Origin of the sequence: Methylobacterium brachythecii (assembly GCF_014196345.1) — a bacterium.
In the GTDB taxonomy this organism is placed as follows: domain Bacteria; phylum Pseudomonadota; class Alphaproteobacteria; order Rhizobiales; family Beijerinckiaceae; genus Methylobacterium; species Methylobacterium brachythecii.
In genome coordinates this window covers 155457-171995 of the sequence record NZ_JACIDN010000010.1, presented here as the reverse complement: position 1 = coordinate 171995, position 16539 = coordinate 155457, and the positions used below count along the sequence as shown (strand labels likewise).

Genomic DNA, 16539 nt, shown 5'->3' with positions numbered 1-16539 from the left:
GATCCACGCTTCGCAGATCAGAGAATGCCTGAGCAGGAAAAAGTTCTCGATGATGTCGAGAGCTTGTGCCGGGAGGCCAGAGATTTACTAAGCAAACATGGAAGATTCCGGCTTCGTGTCTTGCTTGAGATGGTGTTGATCGAGCTTGCGCAGGAACGCGCTAAGGCGCGTCGATCTGACAAATCAATCTGACGACAGCTACGGTCTCGCCTGCCTCGCTGCGGACGGTCACGACGAGAAGACCGCTCGCTGACAGGTTCTCGACGACCTTGGCGTAGTCGGCCGCGAGCTGCAGGGCTTCACGACGCGCACCCTCTTGATCCGCGAAGACGCGACCGACGTCGTCTCGAACTTCAACGCCGTCGTGAACATCAAAGAAGTAGCGGGGCATGCGGTCCAGCTTCGTTGCTGCGCAGCGTCGTCGCTGCCAAGGGTGTATGTGCGAAGCATTCAGGCAGAAATGCGCTGAACCCTAGCTGACTGTGATCGGTCGGCAACTTGACCGAAGCGTCGGTCGGCAACAAATCAAAACTGCAAATATCGACCATCACAGGTGTTGATCGTTCGCGGGCGAGCTTGCCCAAAACTCGCGCCCTTGTCCCCCCGACACCGCAGGAATAGGGTCCGGCCCCGTCGCGCGCATCGCCTTGCGCGCCTCATGTCACGACCTCTCGGAGACCCCAGTCATGGCCCTGTTGGCCGACGCCCTGTCGCGTGTGAAGCCGTCCGCGACGATCGTGATGACGCAGAAGGCACGCGAGCTGAAAGCCCAGGGCGTCGACGTGATCAGCCTGTCAGTGGGCGAGCCCGATTTCGACACGCCGGACCACATCAAGCGGGCCGGGATCGAGGCGATCGAGCGCAATCAGACGCGATACCCTCCGGTCTCCGGCATCGTGCCTCTGCGCGAGGCGATCGTCCGCAAGTTCCAGCGCGAGAACGAGCTCGACTACAAGGTCTCACAGACCATCGTCGCCACCGGCGGCAAGCACATCATCTACAACGCGCTGCTCACGACGATGAACCCCGGCGACGAGGTCGTGATCCCGCGGCCCTACTGGGTGTCCTATCCGGAAATCGTCGTGCTCTGCGGCGGCATCCCGGTCTTCGTCGAGACAGATATGGCGCATGGCTTCAAGCTCCAGGCCGAGGCCTTGGAGCGCGTGCTGACGCCGAACACCAAGTGGATCATCCTGAATTCGCCCTCGAACCCGTCGGGCGCCGCCTACACGCGCGGCGAGATGAAGGCGATTACCGACGTATTGCTGCGGCACCCCCGGGTGCACGTCCTCACCGACGACATCTACGAGCACCTGACTTACGGCGATTTCGACTTCGTCACACCCGCCCAGGTCGAGCCGGAGCTCTTCAACCGCACCGTGACGATGAACGGCGTCTCGAAGGCCTATGCCATGACCGGCTGGCGCATCGGCTATGCAGCTGGTCCGGAGCCGATCATCAAGGCGATGGATTTCGTGCAAGGCCAACAGACCTCGGGCGCCACCACGATCTCGCAATGGGCGGCCGTCGCTGCACTAGACGGCCCGCAGGATCATCTCGTGCAGTTCAAGAAGGCCTTCGAGGGCCGGCGCGACCTCGTCGTGTCGATGCTGAACCAGGCGCGCGGGCTGACCTGCGCGACCCCGGAAGGCGCGTTTTACGTGTTCCCGTCCTGCGCGGAGCTGATCGGAAAGCGCACCGAGGGCGGCACGGTGATCGAGACCGACCAGGACTTCGTCACCCAGCTGCTGCAGGTCGAGGGCGTGGCCGCGGTCCACGGCTCGGCCTTCGGTCTCGGCCCGAACCTGCGGATTTCCTACGCCACGTCGAATGCGGTGCTGGAAGAAGCCTGCACGCGCATCCAACGCTTCTGCGCCTCGCTCCGTTAGGAGCTTCGCGACCCACGGGAGAGCGCGCCATGCGGACGGTCGCCATTGTCGCTCCTGGTGCAATGGGCAGCGCCATCGCCGCCCGGTTGACCGAAAATGGCGTCCGCGTCCTGACCTCATTGGAGGGACGTGGCGAGCAGACGCGTGAACGGGCTCGGGCTGCCGGCATGTCGGATGCCGCGGATTCGGATCTCGCGCGCGCCGATCTGCTGCTCTCGATCGTGCCGCCGGCCGATGCCATGGGCGTGGCCCATCGCTTCGCGGGGCCGCTCGCCGCTGCCGGTGAAGACCGAGCGATCTACGTCGATTGCAACGCGATCAACGTCGAAACCAAGCGTGAGGTCGCCGGCGTGATCGCGGCCGGTGGCACGACGTTTCTCGACGGAGCGATCATCGGCCTGCCGCCGAAGCCCGGCGCGCCGGGGCCGCGCTTCTACATAGCTGGCGATGATCCCGGCCCGGCGGTGCAACTGCGCGCGTTCGGGCTCGACATGCGCCCCTGCGAGGGCGGCATCGGCGCGGCAGCGGGGCTGAAGATGTCCTTTGCCGGCCTGAACAAGGGCCTGACGGCGTTGGCGGCGACCATGGTGCTCGCGGCAGCACGCGCGGGATCGCTGGAGGCGCTACGCGCCGAACTCGCCGAGACCGAGCCGGCGCTTCTCGCGCGGTTCGAGCGCGGACTGCCCGACATGGTACCCAAGGCCTATCGCTGGGCGCCCGAGATGCGTGAGATCGCCGGCTTCGTCGGCGACGACGAGGCCGGCCGATCCATCTTCGAAGGTGCCGAACGGCTCTATGCCCGCTTGGCACGAGACGAGGGCGCCGACGACGTCGCCGCGCTCCGCGCCTTCGCGGCCGGAGCGCGGCGAGGGGACGTCTGAAGAGCTACCGCCCGCCAGACGCAGACAGCACCTTATTTCTGCAGGTCCTGCGCCATCTTCAGGTGGCCCTCGAGATGGGGCTCCGTCTTGACGGCCCAGGTCTTGAGATCGGCGTTGTCGCCGCCCGCCCCATAGCGCTTGAACAGGTCGACCGCGGTCTTGTGCGCGCTGACCTGGTCGGACAGGTATTGCTTGGTGAAATCCTCGCCGTTCAGGCCCTTGAGCTTGTCGAGCTTGCTCTGGTGTGTGCTGTCGAGCGCCGTCGGCAGTTCGGCCTTCACCTTGCCGCCGGTCACTAGGGATTTCAGCTCTTCCGACGTCTTTCCGTGATCCGCGATCATCGTCTTGGCGAAGGCCTTGGTCTTGTCGTCGGCTTTCTCCTCGGCGAGCTTGCTCGACTGAATCTCGAACATGTCGCTGATCGCGACCTCCTTCACGAAGTCTTCCGTGATTGGGGCGACGCCGATCAGCGAGTTCACACCGGTCGATTCACCGACGGATTTGGCGCGCTCCCCGACGGTCTTGTCGTTGGACTCGGCGGCAAGGGCTGGGCCCGCCAGCAGCGCGCACAGGGCTGCAATGGCTACGCGATTCATCAGAACATCTCCTCGGACTGTCGCCGGGAAACCGGAGGTGTTCGGTCATGTTCCTGAGAAATCCGCCGGAGCCGGCGCCCTTGCGCGAACGGGGCTCGGGTCTGGTTACGACTTCACGATCCGATCGAGCTTGTTGTTGACGAAGAAGTACAATTCCTTCGCGCCGGGCTCGTTGTAGAGCACCTGGACTTCCCGGCCGGCACGCCCTTCGCCGACGAGAACGTCGGTCGGCGGCTTGCCCTTCAGGCGCACGAGTTCGCACTCTCCGATCCCCGGCGCGATGGCGCTCGCCGCGATGGGCACCGGACCGTTGCAGGTCCCGGTGCCGTCGAGGATCGGTCCGGAGAAGGTGGGCGCGGCTGGGGGCGACAGCACAGGGCGGGGCGTCGCCGCCGCCTGCTGGGAGGGCGCCGGCCCGCGATCCTCGGTGCTGGTGCAGCCGGCCACGAGGCCGGCGGCCAGGGTGAGGACGATGACGTTGCGAATTGCGCTCAAGGCGTCGGACGCTCCTGTGGCCGCTCGCCCCGGATACCGGGTGCCGCCGTGCCGTCCGAGCGGTCCTTGAGCGCGCGGGCGTAGAGATCGGCGGCGTCGGCATGGAAGGCGGCGCGGGAATCGGCCCTCGCATAGAACATGTGCCCGCCGGGGTACACGGCGAGTTTCAGGCGCTCGCCGGCACCGTAGGAGGGCATCTGGTCGATCAGGATTTTCGAGGCGAAATACGGCGTGACCAGGTCGGTGAAGCCGTGGGCGACGAGTACGCGCAGCGAGCCGTCGAGAGAGAGGATGCCTTTGAGCGCCCCCATCGCCTCCGGGGCGCTGCGTCCCGAGCCCCAGGACCAGCCGCGATTGACCGCATTGCTGAGCAGCTCGTAGCGCATGTTCGTCACGCGCCAAGTCAGCGTGTTAGCATAGAGATCGACCATGGCGCTGGTGAGCGGCGCTTGCAGAGCCGTCAGCACCGGGTCCTCGAAGTGGGAGGTCGGCGCGGTTGGATCCGGATCCCATCCCGTGACGGAGGCGTCGTAGGCCGAGGACACGCGGCCTTGGTCGCGGCCGATCTCGCGCTGATAGCTGCTCGATGTCGGCCGACCTGCCTGGCGGCGGACCGTCTCGGGATCGAGCCCGGTCAACGCCGAGATCTTTTGGGACAGCCTCCCCACGGCTGCTGCGTCGCCGGGGCCCTTGAGCAGGTCGGCGATGTAGTCGCCCGAGGCGTAACGCTCGGCCTCCGCCATCAGGCTGCGGGTCGGCCGGGTGCCCGAGCGTTCGAGCGCGGCGGCGGCGAGTGAGGGCAATCGCGTGACGAATCCCCACGGCGTGGTGCGGGCTGATTGCAGCCAGGCGAAATCGAGCACCGGCGACAGCAGGACGAGCCCAGACAGTCCGACTCCGATATCCTCCTGCAGCTTCGCGGCGATCAGCGGACCGCGGAAGCCGCCATAGCTCTCGCCGACGTAGAATTTCGGCGAGGTCATCCGGTCGTTCTGGCGCAGGTAGCGCGCGATGGCCGAGGCGAGCACCGAGGCATCGCCGTCCACGTTCCAGTAGCTCTTGCCGTCGCCGTCGGCCGAGCGGCTGTAGCCGGTGCCGACGGGATCGATGAAGACGAGATCGGTGAAATCGAGCCAGGTCTCGGCGTTGGGCTGCAGCGCTATTTTTTGCGATGGGCTGATAGAGGTGCCGTCGCTCGGCAGGCGCCAGGGGCCGATCGCGCCGATGTTGAGATAAGCCGAGGCCGCCCCGGGGCCGCCATTGATCGCGAAGCTGACCGGCCGCGCGGCGATCTCTTCAGCCGAGCCCTTCTTCACGTAGGCGATGAAGGCGATCTCGGACTGGAGCTTCCCGGATTCATCGACGAGGCCGAGGCTGCCGGCGGTGGCGGTGAACGCGATGCTGCGGCCGCCCGGAAGGGACAGGGTGTGCTCGGTCGTCGAGTCCGGGGGTAACTTGCGGCCCTCGCGAGCTTCCGCCGAGCGCTCGGTCTTCTTCGCGGCACCGGGCTGCGTTTCGGCCAGCGAGGGCAGAGGCGCGAAGGCGACAGCAAGCGCCAGGAGTCCAGAACCGACCACGCGCAATAACCGTCCCCCCTCTGCGGGGGAGGGGGCCCCGCGAAGCGGGCCGGGAGAGGAGAGCGAGGTCTCCGGAGAGGGCGCACCCCTCTCCCGATCCTCGCTTGCGCGAGGCCCCCCCTCTCCCGCAGAGGGGAGAGGGTTTGCGCGTAGCGCCAAATGGTCGGCCATCGAAATCCTCACGCCTTCTTGCTCCAGCGGCCGTCATCGTCCTGCTGCCAGTAGGCGATGGTGTGACCCAACTCCTTGGCGCTCTTCCACTGCTCGCGGGCGAGGACCAGCGCGTCGGTGTCGTTGCCGTCGAACAGGATGCAGATGCGGGCGTAGTCGTTGGCGTCCTCCGGCAGATCGGCGCCCTCGACGAGGAACCGGATCGCCGCCTTGTTCGGGTTGATCTCCCGCAAGGTCAGCACCACTGGCTGCGTCGCCGCATCCGGCTCGCGATCGATGCCGTGAGGCAGGAAGCTGTCGTCCGAATAGGTCCAGAGACCGTCGTCCAGAGCCGACAGGCGTTCCTCGCTCACGACCTGGATTGCCGCCCGCCATCCGCGCTCCAGCGATTTCTCGACGAGGCTCGGCAGCACCTTCTCGAGGGGCTGGCGCTGCAGGTGATAGAACAGGATTTCGGTCACGATGGTCTCAGCATAGCGCGGAACGGGCCGAGCCGCAGGGGTCGCAGCCGCATCGCGGCCTCAGGCCGCGGGCTCGATGTAGTGCGGGACGAACAGCGCGTCGTTGCCCGTGATGGCGCCGCGCCCCTCGCGCACGCAGAGTCCGGCCGGCGCATCGCCCACGATCCAAGAGCCGATCAGCGGGCGGCGGCGGTCGTCGAAGCTCGGCAGCTCGGCGAGCGCCTGCCGGATGTAGCCCTCGCCGCCATAGGGTCCGGGCTCGTGCGCGAGCACCGTGCCCTCGCGGACGATCTCGATGTTAGAGCCCTCCCGAGAGAAGACCGGCTTGCGCACGTAGGATGCGCCGAGGCTCGCGGCTTGTGGATCGTCCTCGAAGAAAGCCGGCAGCAGATTCGGGTGCCCGGGCTCCTGTGCCCAGAGATGAGGGAGCACTCCCTTATTGGAGAGGATCGCCTTCCAGGGTGGTTCGAGGAAGCGCGTCGGGCTTCCTGCGACGCCCTTGGCGAAGGCGTCGGAGAACGCCCATTCCCACGGGTAGAGCTTGAACAGCAGGTCGATTGAGGCCTCGTCCGGCGCACAGAAGCGTCCATCAGGCTTCAACCCGATCTCGGAGAGGTCGAGGAAGCGCGTAGCGTGCCCGGCCTGAAGCGCGCAGTCCTGCAGATAGGTGACGGTGCCGCGATCCTCTGGCGCATCGGCTTCGGCAGCGAAGGCCGTGAGGGTGCCGGCGCCGATCTCGCGGAAGCGCGCGATCAGCCGCTCGTGGATGGCGTTGTACTGGTCGCTGCCCGCGGGGAGGCGACCATCGCGCAGCAGCTCCTCCAGCCAGAGCCACTGAAACACGCCGGTTTCGTAGAGCGCCGTCGGCGTGTCGGCGTTGTATTCGAGGAGCTTGGCCGGGCCGGTGCCGTCATAGGACAGGTCGAGCCGGCCGTAGAGGCTGGCATCGCCCCGGCGCCAACTGCCGCGGACCGCGTCCCAGGCGCTCTCGGGAATGCACAGCGAGGCGAGGATGCGCTCGTCCTCGACGGCGCGGGCGGCGAAGTCGAGGCAGAGCGCGTGCAGCTCGCCGCTCGGGGCCTCGATGTCCTCCTCGATCTCGTCGAGGGTGAAGGCGTAGGCGTGGCTCTCGTCCCAATAGGGCGCGCCATCGAGGGTGTGGAAGACGAAGCCGTTTTTTCGCGCGATCTCGCGCCAGTCGGGCCGCTCGCCGGTGGGAACGCGCCGCATCAGCCGCCGAAGAAGCCGTGCGAGGACGACGAGTGGGACGAGAAGGATCGTCCCGAACTCCCGAACCCGCCGAAGGACGACCCGCGCAGGGCCGCCGAGGACACCCGCGCCGCCGAGGATCGGCCATAGCCGGTCGTCCAGATGCGCGCACCCGAGCCGGTGCAATATCCGCTGTGGAAGCCCGTCGAATGGCTGGCCTGATGCGTCTCGTCCTTCGGAGCGTGGTCGAAGACCGGCTGCGGCGGCAGCTTCTGCTCGGTCGTGGCACCGATCACGTAGCCGGCCATCACTGGAATGAACTTGCCGCGCGCCGCCTCGGCGACGCTCTCTCCGGCGACGCAGTGGCCGGAGCCGTGGTGAGCCTCGCAGTCGGTCGTCGATGGGTAGCGCGGGGCGGCTGTCGGGTAGAGCGCACGGGCAATCTCGTACTCGCTCCGGCAATCCGCCTCGCTGCGTAGATGCGCGGCGATGCAGGCCGAGGGGTCTGCGTAGACGCGGACGTCCTCCTCATCCTGCGAGTGATCGACCGAGGCGAGCCCGAATGCTGCGGCGCCGGCACCCGCGAGGAGGACGAGTGAGACGGTCTGCGAGCGCTTCATCGGCGCTTGGCTGCCGGAATGAGCCGGGTGTCCGTCCGCTGGTTCGTCATCCGACTATTCTCGCCCCCGCGCGCACCCTCAATACGACATCGAGGCGGCGTTCACGATCCCGCCCGCGAGCGAGGCCGCACCGAGCAGGATTGCGGCTGACATCTCGTTCTCCGAAATGCGGCGGGACAGATCGGGCAGGAGGATCCGCACGAGCCAATAGATCAGGATCTGCACCACCAGGGCGACGAGACCCCAGACGATGCAATCGAGAATCGACTGCGCGTTGCGGATCGCCACCGAGAGCGGCAGGGCGTAGCCGATCAGGCTCGCGCCGAGGCTGAGCGCGGCGGCAGTGTTGCCGGCTCGGATCAGCGCCATCTCGCGATGCGCCGTCGCGGTGATGTAGACCAGGATGTAGAGCGCGACGAGGACCAGCGCGGCGGCGAAATAGGCGAGGAAGGCCGGAAGCCCGGAGATCACGTTCATCGGGCGGCCCTCATGCTCAGACCAGTCGGCTCTGCTCCACCGCCGCGGCGACGAAGCTCTGGAACAGCGGATGCGGCTCGAACGGCCGCGACTTCAATTCGGGGTGGAACTGCACGCCGATGAACCAGGGATGGCCCTCGTGCTCCACGGTCTCCGGGAGCAGGCCGTCCGGCGACAGCCCCGAAAAGCGCAGGCCCTTGGCCTCTAGCCGCTCGCGATAGGCCATGTTGACCTCGTAGCGGTGGCGGTGACGCTCGGAGATCTCGGTCGAGCCGTAGATTCCGGCGATCTTCGTGTCCGATCCGAGCGTCGCCTTGTAGGCGCCGAGCCGCATGGTACCGCCGAGATCGCCCTCTGCCGCGCGCCGCTCCAGGGCCTCCCCCTTCATCCATTCGGTGAGAAGACCGACCACGGGCTCCGGCGTCGCGCCGAACTCGGTAGAGTTGGCGCCCTCGATACCGACCAGCGACCGGGCGGCCTCGACCACCGCCATCTGCATTCCGAAGCAGATGCCAAAATACGGAACGCGCCGCTCGCGGGCATAGCGCGCCGCCCGGATCTTGCCCTCGGCACCGCGCTGGCCGAAGCCGCCGGGCACCAGGATGCCGTGCAGGCCTTCAAGGAACGGTGCGGGGTCCTCGCGCTCGAAGACCTCGGCCTCGATCCACTCCAGATGGACACGCACCTTGTTGGCGATGCCGCCGTGGATCAGTGCCTCGGTCAGCGACTTATAGGCGTCCTTCAACCCCGTGTACTTACCGACGATGGCGATGGTGACCTCGCCCTCGGGGTTCTTCACGCGCTCGGAAATGGTCCGCCAACGGTCGAGCGGCGGCTCGCGCTCGGCATCCAGGGCAAAGTGCTCCAGCACCTCGCGATCGAGCCCGGCGCCGCGATAGGAGAGCGGCACGTCGTAGATCGAGGGCACGTCCAGCGCGTCGATGACGGCGGTCTCGCGCACATTGCAGAAAAGCGCGAGCTTGCGCCGCTCGTCGTTCGGAATCGGCCGGTCGCAGCGGCAGAGCAGGATGTCCGGCTGGATGCCGATGGAGCGCAGCTCCTTCACCGAGTGCTGCGTCGGCTTCGTTTTGAGCTCGCCGGCGGACGGGATGAAGGGCAGCAGCGTCAGGTGGATGAACAGGCAAGTGCCGCGCGGCTGCTCCTGACCGAGCTGGCGGATCGCCTCGAAGAAGGGCAGGCCTTCGATGTCGCCCACCGTGCCGCCGATCTCGACGAGCACGAAATCGTAGCCCTCGTTGCCGTCGAGCACGAAGGCCTTGATGGCGTTGGTGACGTGCGGGATCACCTGGATGGTCGCGCCGAGATAATCGCCGCGCCGCTCCTTGGCGATGATGTCCTGGTAGATCCGGCCGGTGGTGATGTTGTCGGCGCGGCTCGCCGGCAGTCCGGTAAAGCGCTCGTAATGGCCGAGGTCGAGGTCGGTCTCGGCGCCGTCGTCGGTAACGAAGACCTCGCCGTGCTGCGTCGGGCTCATCGTGCCCGGATCAACGTTCAGGTAGGGGTCGAGCTTGCGCAGGCGGACGCGGTAGCCGCGGGCCTGGAGGAGGGCGGCCAGTGCCGCCGACGCGAGTCCCTTGCCGAGCGACGAGACTACGCCGCCCGTGATGAAGACATACCGCGTCGAAATCCCATGCGTCGGATACTGCGTCATGGGCCTCGGTCCTTAAACGGGGTTACGCGATTCGCCAAACCGCAAAGGTTCATCCACCGCGCGGCCCATCGGGCACGCGCCGCGGGGCCATGCCGCTGACGGACTTCATGAATTTCGACGGGCGAATGCCCGCATCGGCCGGCTCATGCGCCGGCCGCACGTCTCTCGGTCGCCCGGAGGCGCTCGTCGCGCGGATTCCGTTCCGCGCTGTTGCCTTAGCGCGACTGCGGCGCGGAAGGCGTCGCCGGAGCCGCGGGGGCAGCCGGCGCGGCGGGAGCCGGGGTCTGCGGCGCGGGCGCGCCGTCGGCCGGGTTGCCACCCTGCTTGCGCAACGTGTCGAGCAGGTTGTCGGCGTTCGGCTGCTGGGCCGGCTGGGCATTGCCCTCGCCGTCGAGGATCGAGCGCGGCCCGGCGCTGTGATGCGCCATGATCGCCAGGGTAATGCTGGTCACGAAGAACAGGGCCGCGAGGATCGCCGTCGCACGGGTCAGAGCGTTGGCCTGTCCGCGCCCGGTCATGAACCCGGACACGCCGCCGCCACCACCGCCGCCGCCAAGGCCGAGGCCGCCCTCGGAGCGCTGCAGCAGCACCGTGACGATGAGCGCCAGGACGATGAAGAGGTGGACGACGATCAGGACGGTCTGCATGGGGTTCCGGCGGTCCGCATGTGCGGACGCGTAGTGTTCGGCAAAACGAAACGACCGCCCGGAGGTCTCCTCCGTTCGGTCAGCGGGCTCGTACACCAGTTGGGCATCTGCGCCAACCGGCGCCAGGGGCTGGCCTGCACGGGCGACGTCAGCCGCGTCCCGGCCGGTCGTCCCCGGCGGTCGGATACGAAAAAGGCGACGCTGCAGAGCGCCGCCCCTTCATCGACCGAGGGTCGGGCGCAGGCGCCCAACTCCCTAGAGAATCACTTCTTGCCGAAGGCCAGTCCACCGAAGCGCGAGTTGAAGCGCGAGACGCGGCCGCCGCGATCGAGCATCTTCTGCTCGCCGCCGGTCCAGGCCGGGTGAGTGCTGGGATCGATGTCGAGGTTGAGGACGTCGCCGTCCTTGCCGTAGGTCGACCGGGTCATGTACTCGGTCCCATCGGTCATCACGACCTTGATGAAGTGGTAGTCGGGATGCTCGGTCCCCTTGGCCTTGGCGGCCGCATCTTTTGCCATGACGAAGTCCTGATTGGGTCACGCCGACCGGACGGCGCGGCGTCCCGCGGCCGAATATCACGCGCGTATCGGTGAAGGCGGGCCTATACCTCAGCCGCCTTCCGTGAACAAGACCGCGCCAGAGCACAACCAAAAGACTTCTGGCCAAGACAAACCTGGGACGAGACGATGACGAGGACCAATGGCCGCCGTGCGTGACACCGCCACCGAGGCGAGAGGCAAGCGCAGGGGTAGGGGCAAGGCGACGGAGGATGGCCGCGACGCCGCCAAGCGCGCCCCGCTCGGCGCGCTGAAGCCACTCATTCCTTTCGCCGCCGTCTATCGCGGCCGCATCTTCGCGGCGCTGCTCTCGCTGATTTTCGCCAGCGGCGCGACCCTCGTGGTGCCGATCGCGATCCGCCGCGTGATCGATCACGGCTTCTCGCCCGAGGGCCATGCCTTCATCGACAGCTATTTCGTGGCGCTGCTCGGCGTGGTGGCCGTGCTCGGCCTGTCGAGCGCCGGGCGCTACTACACCGTGGTCAGCCTCGGCGAACGCGTCGTCGCCGACCTCCGCACGGCCGTCTTCTCGCGGCTGACCATACTCGATCCCGCCTTCTACGACCGCACCCAATCCGGCGAGATCGTCTCGCGGCTCACCGCCGACGCGACGCAGGTGAAGTCGGTCTTCGGCGTCTCGATCTCGATTCTGCTGCGCAACGCCTTCCTGTTCGTCGGCGCCGTCGTGATGATGGTCTGGACGAGCCCACGGCTCTCGATCCTGGTGCTCTGCGCGATCCCGCTGATCGTGTTTCCGCTGATCCTTTCGGGCCGCGGCGTCCGCCGTCGCTCGCGCGCGGCGCAGGACCGACTCGCCGATGCCTCGGCCTATGCCTCGGAGGCGATCGGCGCAGTGCGCACCATGCAGGCCTTCGGTATGGGCCGCGAGACCACGGCCCGCTTCGGCAACGCGGCCGAGAACGCCTATGCGGCCGCGCTCGCCTCGATCAAGGCGCGCGCCATTCTCACGGGCGTCGCGATCTTCCTGATCTCGGGCTCCGTCGTCGGCGTGATGTGGTACGGCGCGCAGAGCGTGCTGTCGGGCGCCATGAGCGCGGGCACGCTTTCGCAGTTCGTGCTCTATGCGGTGTTCGGCGCGAGCGCCCTCGGGCAGCTCTCCGAAGTCTATGGCGAGCTGGCGCAAGCCGCGGGCGCAGCCGAGCGACTCGGCGAGATCCTGGCCAGCGAGCCGGCGATCCGGGCACCGGAGAACCCGGCTGTCCTGCCGCTTCCGCCGCGCGGCGAGGTGGCGTTCGAGGATGTCCGCTTCATCTATCCGACGCGGCCGGAGCATCAGGCCCTCGACGGCATCCGCATCAACGTCGCCTCGGGTGAGCGCGTCGCGCTGGTCGGCCCGTCGGGTGCCGGCAAGACCACCGTGCTGCAACTGCTCCTGCGCTTCTACGATCCGCAGAGCGGCCGCATCCGTGTCGACGGCACCGACATCGCCACCGTCGATCCGGAGGCATTGCGGTCGCGCCTCTCGCTCGTGCCGCAGGACCCCACCGTGTTTTCGGGCAGTGTCCTGGACAACATCCGCTACGGGCGTCCCTCCGCGAGCGTCGCCGAGGTGGAGCACGCGGCTCGCCTCGCCAATGCCGACGGCTTCATCCGCGCCCTGCCGCAGGGCTACGAGACGCAGGTCGGCGAGCGCGGCACGACGCTCTCGGGTGGCCAGCGCCAGCGGGTCGCCATTGCCCGCGCCATCCTCAAGGATGCGCCGATCCTGCTCCTCGACGAGGCCACCTCGGCCCTCGACGCCGAGAGCGAGCGCGCCGTGCAAAACGCCCTCGACCATCTGATGGAAGGCCGCACAACCCTGGTGATCGCCCACCGCCTCGCGACGATCCGCGCCGCCGACCGCATTCTCGTCTTCGACGACGGCCGCATCGTCGAGGAGGGCACGCATGAGAGCCTGCTGGCGCGCGGGAAGCTCTACGCGCAGCTCGCCGCCCTGCAGTTCACCGATCCGCTCGCCGACAGCGCGCGGCCGCGCGATCCCCATCTCAAGCTCGCAGCTCTTCCGGCGGAGTAGGCCTTGCTGGATCTCTCGCGTTTTCCACGGATCGACTTGATCGGCGGACCCACGCCGATTCAGCCGCTCGACGGGTTGAGTCGCCATCTGGGAGACCAGCTGAACGGCGTGCGGATCTTCGTGAAACGCGACGATATCGGGCCGGTCGGCGGCGGCGGCAACAAGCTGCGCAAGCTCGAATTCCTGCTCGGGCAGGCGCGGGCGGACGGTGCCGACACCGTGATCACGGTGGGCGCCCTGCAGTCGAACCACGCCAGGCTGACCGCGGCGGCGGCGGCGCGGTGCGGGTTCCGCTGCGAGCTGTTTCTGACCCGCTCGGTGCCGCGGGACGACGGCGACTATGTCGGCAACGGCAATCGCCTCCTGCACGAGTTGTTTGGTGCCCGCGTGCATCTGCTGCCGGGTGATGCGGATTCGCTCGCCGCCGCCACGGCGCGTGCGACCGAGCTGGAAGGCGAGGGGCGGCGGGGCGCAGTGTTTCCGTCCGGCGGATCGAGCGCCCTCGGCAGCCTCGGCTACGCCGCCTGCATCGCCGAAATCCTCGATCAGTCGGCGGCCCTGGGGCTCGCCTTCCGGCACGTCGTCACCGCCAATGGCAGCAGCGGCACCCATGCCGGGCTCGCGGCGGGATTGGCGGCGCTCGGGCGAGATGCGCGTTTGGCGAAGTCATACACGGTGCTCGCGCCGCTCGACGAGGCGCGGCGGATCACGCTCGCCAAGGCGCGCGATACGCTGAAGCTGCTCGAAGCCGAGCGCGCCATCTCGGATACGGACATCGTCATCGACGGCGCGGCACGCGGTGAGGGCTACGGCATTCCCACTGACGGCATGCGCGAGGCGGTCACGCTGATGGCCCGGACCGAAGGGTTGCTGCTTGACCCGGTCTATAGCGGCAAGGCTTTCGCGGGTTTGCTCGCCGACATTCGCGCTGGGGCCTACCGGCCGGGGGACGCGGTGCTTTTCCTGATGACCGGTGGTGTGCCGGGACTGTTCGCGTATCGTGGCGAGTTCGGAATTCGGCAGGCCTAGACAGCCTCCTCCGTCATTCCGGGGCGCCGTAGGCGAACCCGGAATCCAGAACCGCAGATGGCGCAAGATCAGGCATCCTCGGCGGCTGTCATTCCGGGTTCCGCTGCGCGGCCCCGGAATGACAGCCGCGAGAGCCGGCTACCGCTCCGTCAGCTTCATCTCGATGCGACGGTTCTTGGCATACGCGTCTTCGCTGCTGCCGGTGTCCAGCGGCTGGAACTCGCCGAACGCCCCAGCCAGCAGCCTCTGCGGCGGAATACCCTTGCCGCGCAGGTACTGGACCACTGCGATGGCGCGGGCGGCCGAGAGCGACCAGTTCGAGGGAAACTGCGCCGACTGGATCGGCCGTGAATCCGTGTGGCCATCCACGCGCAGCACCCAGGGGATGTCTGCGGGAATCTCCTTGGAGATGTCGAGGATGGCGCTGGCGATGCGGTCGATCTCGGGGCCGGCCTCGGGTTTCAGGCTGGCGGAGCCTGCCGGGAACAACACCTCGGATTGCAGCACGAAACGATCGCCGACGATGCGGATGTCGGAGCGGCTGCCGATGATCTGGCGCAGCCGCCCGAAGAAGTCGGAGCGGTAGCGAGCGAGCTCCTGCACCCGCTGGGCGAGCGCCACGTTCAGGCGGCTGCCGAGATCGGCGATGCGGGCCTGGCTCTCCTTATCGCGTTTCTCAGAGGCGGAGAGCGCATCCTCCAGCGCCGCGAGCTGCCGGCGCATGGCGCGGATCTGCTCGTTGAGCACATCGATCTGGTTCTGGGCCCGCGAGGTGGCGGCGCGCTCGGCCTCGAGCTGCTTGTCGACTTCGCCTGACTGGCCCTTTTCGGCCTGCGCGGCGTCGGCCAGCGCCTTGAGGCGATCGCGGTCGCTCTCGGCGCGCTCCAGGCTGCTCTTGAGCGAGGCGGCGCTGTCCTCCTGGCTGCGTCGGTTCGAGCGTTCGAGGGCGAGGAGATCGGTGAGGTCGGCGATCTGGCGGTTGAGGCGGTTCAGGACCTCGTCGCGCCCGGTCAGCTCCTGCGACAGGAAGAACTGCCCGACGACGAAGATCGTCAGCAGGAAGACGACCGAGAGGAGCAGCGTGGCGAGCGCGTCGACATAGCCCGGCCAGACGTTGATGCTGCGATGCGTACGGGCGCGGCTGGACGCCATTAAGGTTCGACCCGATCACGGCTCAGCCGGTCGAGCACCTGCTTCAGCTCTTTCTCGCGGCTCGCCTGGGCCTCGACCCAGTCGCGGATCATCTGCTGCTCGGCCCGCATGTGCTGCACGAGGCCCTGGATGCCCTCCGCGAGGTTGGTCATGGCCTGCGTCGCGGAGCGGCTGCCGCCGCCTTCAGCGATCTGCTTGCCGAGCCGGTCGAGCGTCTCCTGCAGCTCGCGCGAGAGCGTCGCGTCCTGCTGCGGAGCGGCGGCGGCTTTGACGGTGACGGCCTGCTCCTCGCCGGAGACCAGCCAATCCTCCAGCTCGTTATGGAAGCGGGCATGGGCCTGCCCGGCCTGGAGATCGAGGAAGCCGATGATCAGCGAGCTGGCGAGGCCGAACAGCGAGGCCGAGAAGGCGAGGCCGATGCCGGAGAGCGGCACGGCGAGGCCGTTCTTGAGTTCGTCGAACATCACGGCCGCATCACCACCGCCGCGCATGCCGCTGATCACCCCGCCGACCGCCGAGAGAGTATCGATCAGGCCCCAGAAGGTGCCGAGCAGGCCGAGCAGGATCAGGATGCCGGAGACGTAGCGCAGGATCTCGCGGCCCTCGTCGAGCCGCGCCGCAGTAGTATCGAGATGGGCGCGGGTGCCCGACAGAGTGGCGCCGTCCGTGCGCGCACTGATGGCCGGAACCAGCGGGCCGAGCAGGCTCGGCTTGGACTTGGGAGGGGTCTGACGGCCGGCGACGGCGTTGACGTAGGAGACCTCGCGAAACAGCCGGATCACCTGCCCGAAGGCGAGCAGCACCGCGATCAGCAGCACGCCGAGGATCAGCCCGTTGAGCCCGGGATTGGCGAGGAAGGCCGGTGTGATCTGCCGGAAGAGAACGAAGGCAAGGAACCCGACCAGGATCAGGAACACCAGCATCCGCACGAGGTAGATGCCGGGCTTGCTGAGCGGAGGAGACGCGGGACGAGCCACCATCGGATCCGGGTTCGGGTTGGGCCAAGCCGTTGCTTCGAAAAGCGTGGCCGCTCGCGCCGCACTCTGAATGCTGGTTCAGGGCCGATCAAGC

Annotated in this window: 17 protein-coding genes; 4 read left to right on the top strand and 13 right to left on the bottom strand. The window is 67.7% G+C overall.

Annotated features, from left to right (window positions below; all coding sequences use genetic code 11):
• Positions 1-160: 160 nt before the first annotated feature.
• Positions 161-391, bottom strand: a complete 231-nt coding sequence (locus tag GGR33_RS23095; protein WP_183511728.1) for a DUF6894 family protein — start codon at positions 389-391, stop codon at positions 161-163.
• A 295-nt stretch (positions 392-686) separates the two neighbouring features.
• Here GGR33_RS23095 and GGR33_RS23090 point away from each other — a divergent pair, with 295 nt between their 5' ends.
• Together GGR33_RS23090 and GGR33_RS23085 are read left to right on the top strand one after the other, a co-directional pair.
• Positions 687-1889, top strand: coding sequence for a pyridoxal phosphate-dependent aminotransferase (locus tag GGR33_RS23090; protein WP_183511725.1), 1203 nt, complete (start codon positions 687-689; stop codon positions 1887-1889).
• Positions 1890-1918: 29 nt separating this feature from the next.
• Positions 1919-2770 (top strand): NAD(P)-dependent oxidoreductase, encoded by an 852-nt coding sequence (locus tag GGR33_RS23085; protein ID WP_183511722.1) that lies wholly within the window; start codon positions 1919-1921, stop codon positions 2768-2770.
• A 32-nt stretch (positions 2771-2802) separates the two neighbouring features.
• On the opposite strand, the gene GGR33_RS23080 is transcribed toward GGR33_RS23085, so the two are convergent.
• The 10 genes from GGR33_RS23080 to rpmE all read right to left on the bottom strand — a co-directional run bounded on the left by GGR33_RS23080 (position 2803) and on the right by rpmE (position 11213).
• Positions 2803-3366, bottom strand: a complete 564-nt coding sequence (locus GGR33_RS23080) for a DUF4142 domain-containing protein (protein ID WP_183511719.1) — start codon at positions 3364-3366, stop codon at positions 2803-2805.
• 105 nt (positions 3367-3471) lie between these two features.
• Positions 3472-3861 (bottom strand): hypothetical protein, encoded by a 390-nt coding sequence (locus tag GGR33_RS23075; RefSeq protein WP_246413409.1) that lies wholly within the window; start codon positions 3859-3861, stop codon positions 3472-3474.
• Positions 3858-5609 (bottom strand): S10 family peptidase, encoded by a 1752-nt coding sequence (locus GGR33_RS23070; protein ID WP_183511713.1) that lies wholly within the window; start codon positions 5607-5609, stop codon positions 3858-3860. Before GGR33_RS23070 ends, GGR33_RS23075 begins: the two co-directional genes overlap by 4 nt.
• An 8-nt stretch (positions 5610-5617) precedes the next feature.
• Complete coding sequence (locus tag GGR33_RS23065; RefSeq protein ID WP_183511707.1) at positions 5618-6070, bottom strand: DNA polymerase III subunit chi; 453 nt, start codon at positions 6068-6070, stop codon at positions 5618-5620.
• A gap of 60 nt (positions 6071-6130) precedes the next feature.
• Positions 6131-7300 carry a glutathionylspermidine synthase family protein gene (locus tag GGR33_RS23060; RefSeq protein WP_183511701.1) on the bottom strand — a complete coding sequence of 390 codons (1170 nt, stop codon included), beginning with the start codon at positions 7298-7300 and terminating at the stop codon, positions 6131-6133.
• Entirely contained in the window at positions 7300-7899 is a 600-nt protein-coding gene (locus GGR33_RS23055; RefSeq protein WP_183511696.1) for a DUF1190 domain-containing protein, read from the bottom strand. Before GGR33_RS23055 ends, GGR33_RS23060 begins: the two co-directional genes overlap by 1 nt.
• A 78-nt stretch (positions 7900-7977) precedes the next feature.
• Positions 7978-8376, bottom strand: coding sequence for a DUF350 domain-containing protein (locus GGR33_RS23050; protein WP_183511692.1), 399 nt, complete (start codon positions 8374-8376; stop codon positions 7978-7980).
• Positions 8377-8392: 16 nt separating this feature from the next.
• Positions 8393-10048, bottom strand: a complete 1656-nt coding sequence (gene pyrG, locus GGR33_RS23045; protein WP_183511681.1) for a CTP synthase — start codon at positions 10046-10048, stop codon at positions 8393-8395.
• A 215-nt stretch (positions 10049-10263) separates the two neighbouring features.
• On the bottom strand, positions 10264-10695 hold the full coding sequence (gene secG, locus GGR33_RS23040; RefSeq protein WP_183511668.1) for a preprotein translocase subunit SecG: 432 nt from the start codon (positions 10693-10695) through the stop codon (positions 10264-10266).
• A 263-nt stretch (positions 10696-10958) separates the two neighbouring features.
• A complete protein-coding gene (gene rpmE, locus GGR33_RS23035) occupies positions 10959-11213 on the bottom strand; it encodes a 50S ribosomal protein L31 (RefSeq protein ID WP_183511664.1) in 255 nt (84 codons plus the stop codon).
• A gap of 181 nt (positions 11214-11394) precedes the next feature.
• Here rpmE and GGR33_RS23030 point away from each other — a divergent pair, with 181 nt between their 5' ends.
• Together GGR33_RS23030 and GGR33_RS23025 are read left to right on the top strand one after the other, a co-directional pair.
• Entirely contained in the window at positions 11395-13287 is a 1893-nt protein-coding gene (locus GGR33_RS23030) for an ABC transporter transmembrane domain-containing protein (RefSeq protein ID WP_183511659.1), read from the top strand.
• 6 nt (positions 13288-13293) lie between these two features.
• On the top strand, positions 13294-14316 hold the full coding sequence (locus tag GGR33_RS23025; protein ID WP_183511971.1) for a D-cysteine desulfhydrase family protein: 1023 nt from the start codon (positions 13294-13296) through the stop codon (positions 14314-14316).
• A gap of 138 nt (positions 14317-14454) precedes the next feature.
• On the opposite strand, the gene GGR33_RS23020 is transcribed toward GGR33_RS23025, so the two are convergent.
• Both GGR33_RS23020 and GGR33_RS23015 read right to left on the bottom strand, forming a co-directional pair.
• On the bottom strand, positions 14455-15468 hold the full coding sequence (locus tag GGR33_RS23020; RefSeq protein ID WP_183511644.1) for a peptidoglycan -binding protein: 1014 nt from the start codon (positions 15466-15468) through the stop codon (positions 14455-14457).
• On the bottom strand, positions 15468-16448 hold the full coding sequence (locus tag GGR33_RS23015) for a MotA/TolQ/ExbB proton channel family protein (RefSeq protein ID WP_183511638.1): 981 nt from the start codon (positions 16446-16448) through the stop codon (positions 15468-15470). Before GGR33_RS23015 ends, GGR33_RS23020 begins: the two co-directional genes overlap by 1 nt.
• Positions 16449-16539: the final 91 nt, after the last annotated feature.

Excerpts from the sequence above, each read along its gene's own strand:
- secG (WP_183511668.1), bottom strand. The coding sequence starts at position 10,695 with ATGCAGACCGTCCTGATCGTCGTCCACCTCTTCATCGTCCTGGCGCTC.
- GGR33_RS23030 (WP_183511659.1), top strand. The coding sequence starts at position 11,395 with ATGGCCGCCGTGCGTGACACCGCCACCGAGGCGAGAGGCAAGCGCAGG.
- GGR33_RS23020 (WP_183511644.1), bottom strand. The coding sequence starts at position 15,468 with ATGGCGTCCAGCCGCGCCCGTACGCATCGCAGCATCAACGTCTGGCCG.
- GGR33_RS23055 (WP_183511696.1), bottom strand. The coding sequence starts at position 7,899 with ATGAAGCGCTCGCAGACCGTCTCACTCGTCCTCCTCGCGGGTGCCGGC.
- GGR33_RS23080 (WP_183511719.1), bottom strand. The coding sequence starts at position 3,366 with ATGAATCGCGTAGCCATTGCAGCCCTGTGCGCGCTGCTGGCGGGCCCA.
- GGR33_RS23070 (WP_183511713.1), bottom strand. The coding sequence starts at position 5,609 with ATGGCCGACCATTTGGCGCTACGCGCAAACCCTCTCCCCTCTGCGGGA.
- GGR33_RS23050 (WP_183511692.1), bottom strand. The coding sequence starts at position 8,376 with ATGAACGTGATCTCCGGGCTTCCGGCCTTCCTCGCCTATTTCGCCGCC.
- pyrG (WP_183511681.1), bottom strand. The coding sequence starts at position 10,048 with ATGACGCAGTATCCGACGCATGGGATTTCGACGCGGTATGTCTTCATC.
- GGR33_RS23090 (WP_183511725.1), top strand. The coding sequence starts at position 687 with ATGGCCCTGTTGGCCGACGCCCTGTCGCGTGTGAAGCCGTCCGCGACG.
- GGR33_RS23060 (WP_183511701.1), bottom strand. The coding sequence starts at position 7,300 with ATGCGGCGCGTTCCCACCGGCGAGCGGCCCGACTGGCGCGAGATCGCG.
- GGR33_RS23095 (WP_183511728.1), bottom strand. The coding sequence starts at position 391 with ATGCCCCGCTACTTCTTTGATGTTCACGACGGCGTTGAAGTTCGAGAC.
- rpmE (WP_183511664.1), bottom strand. The coding sequence starts at position 11,213 with ATGGCAAAAGATGCGGCCGCCAAGGCCAAGGGGACCGAGCATCCCGAC.
- GGR33_RS23015 (WP_183511638.1), bottom strand. The coding sequence starts at position 16,448 with ATGGTGGCTCGTCCCGCGTCTCCTCCGCTCAGCAAGCCCGGCATCTAC.
- GGR33_RS23085 (WP_183511722.1), top strand. The coding sequence starts at position 1,919 with ATGCGGACGGTCGCCATTGTCGCTCCTGGTGCAATGGGCAGCGCCATC.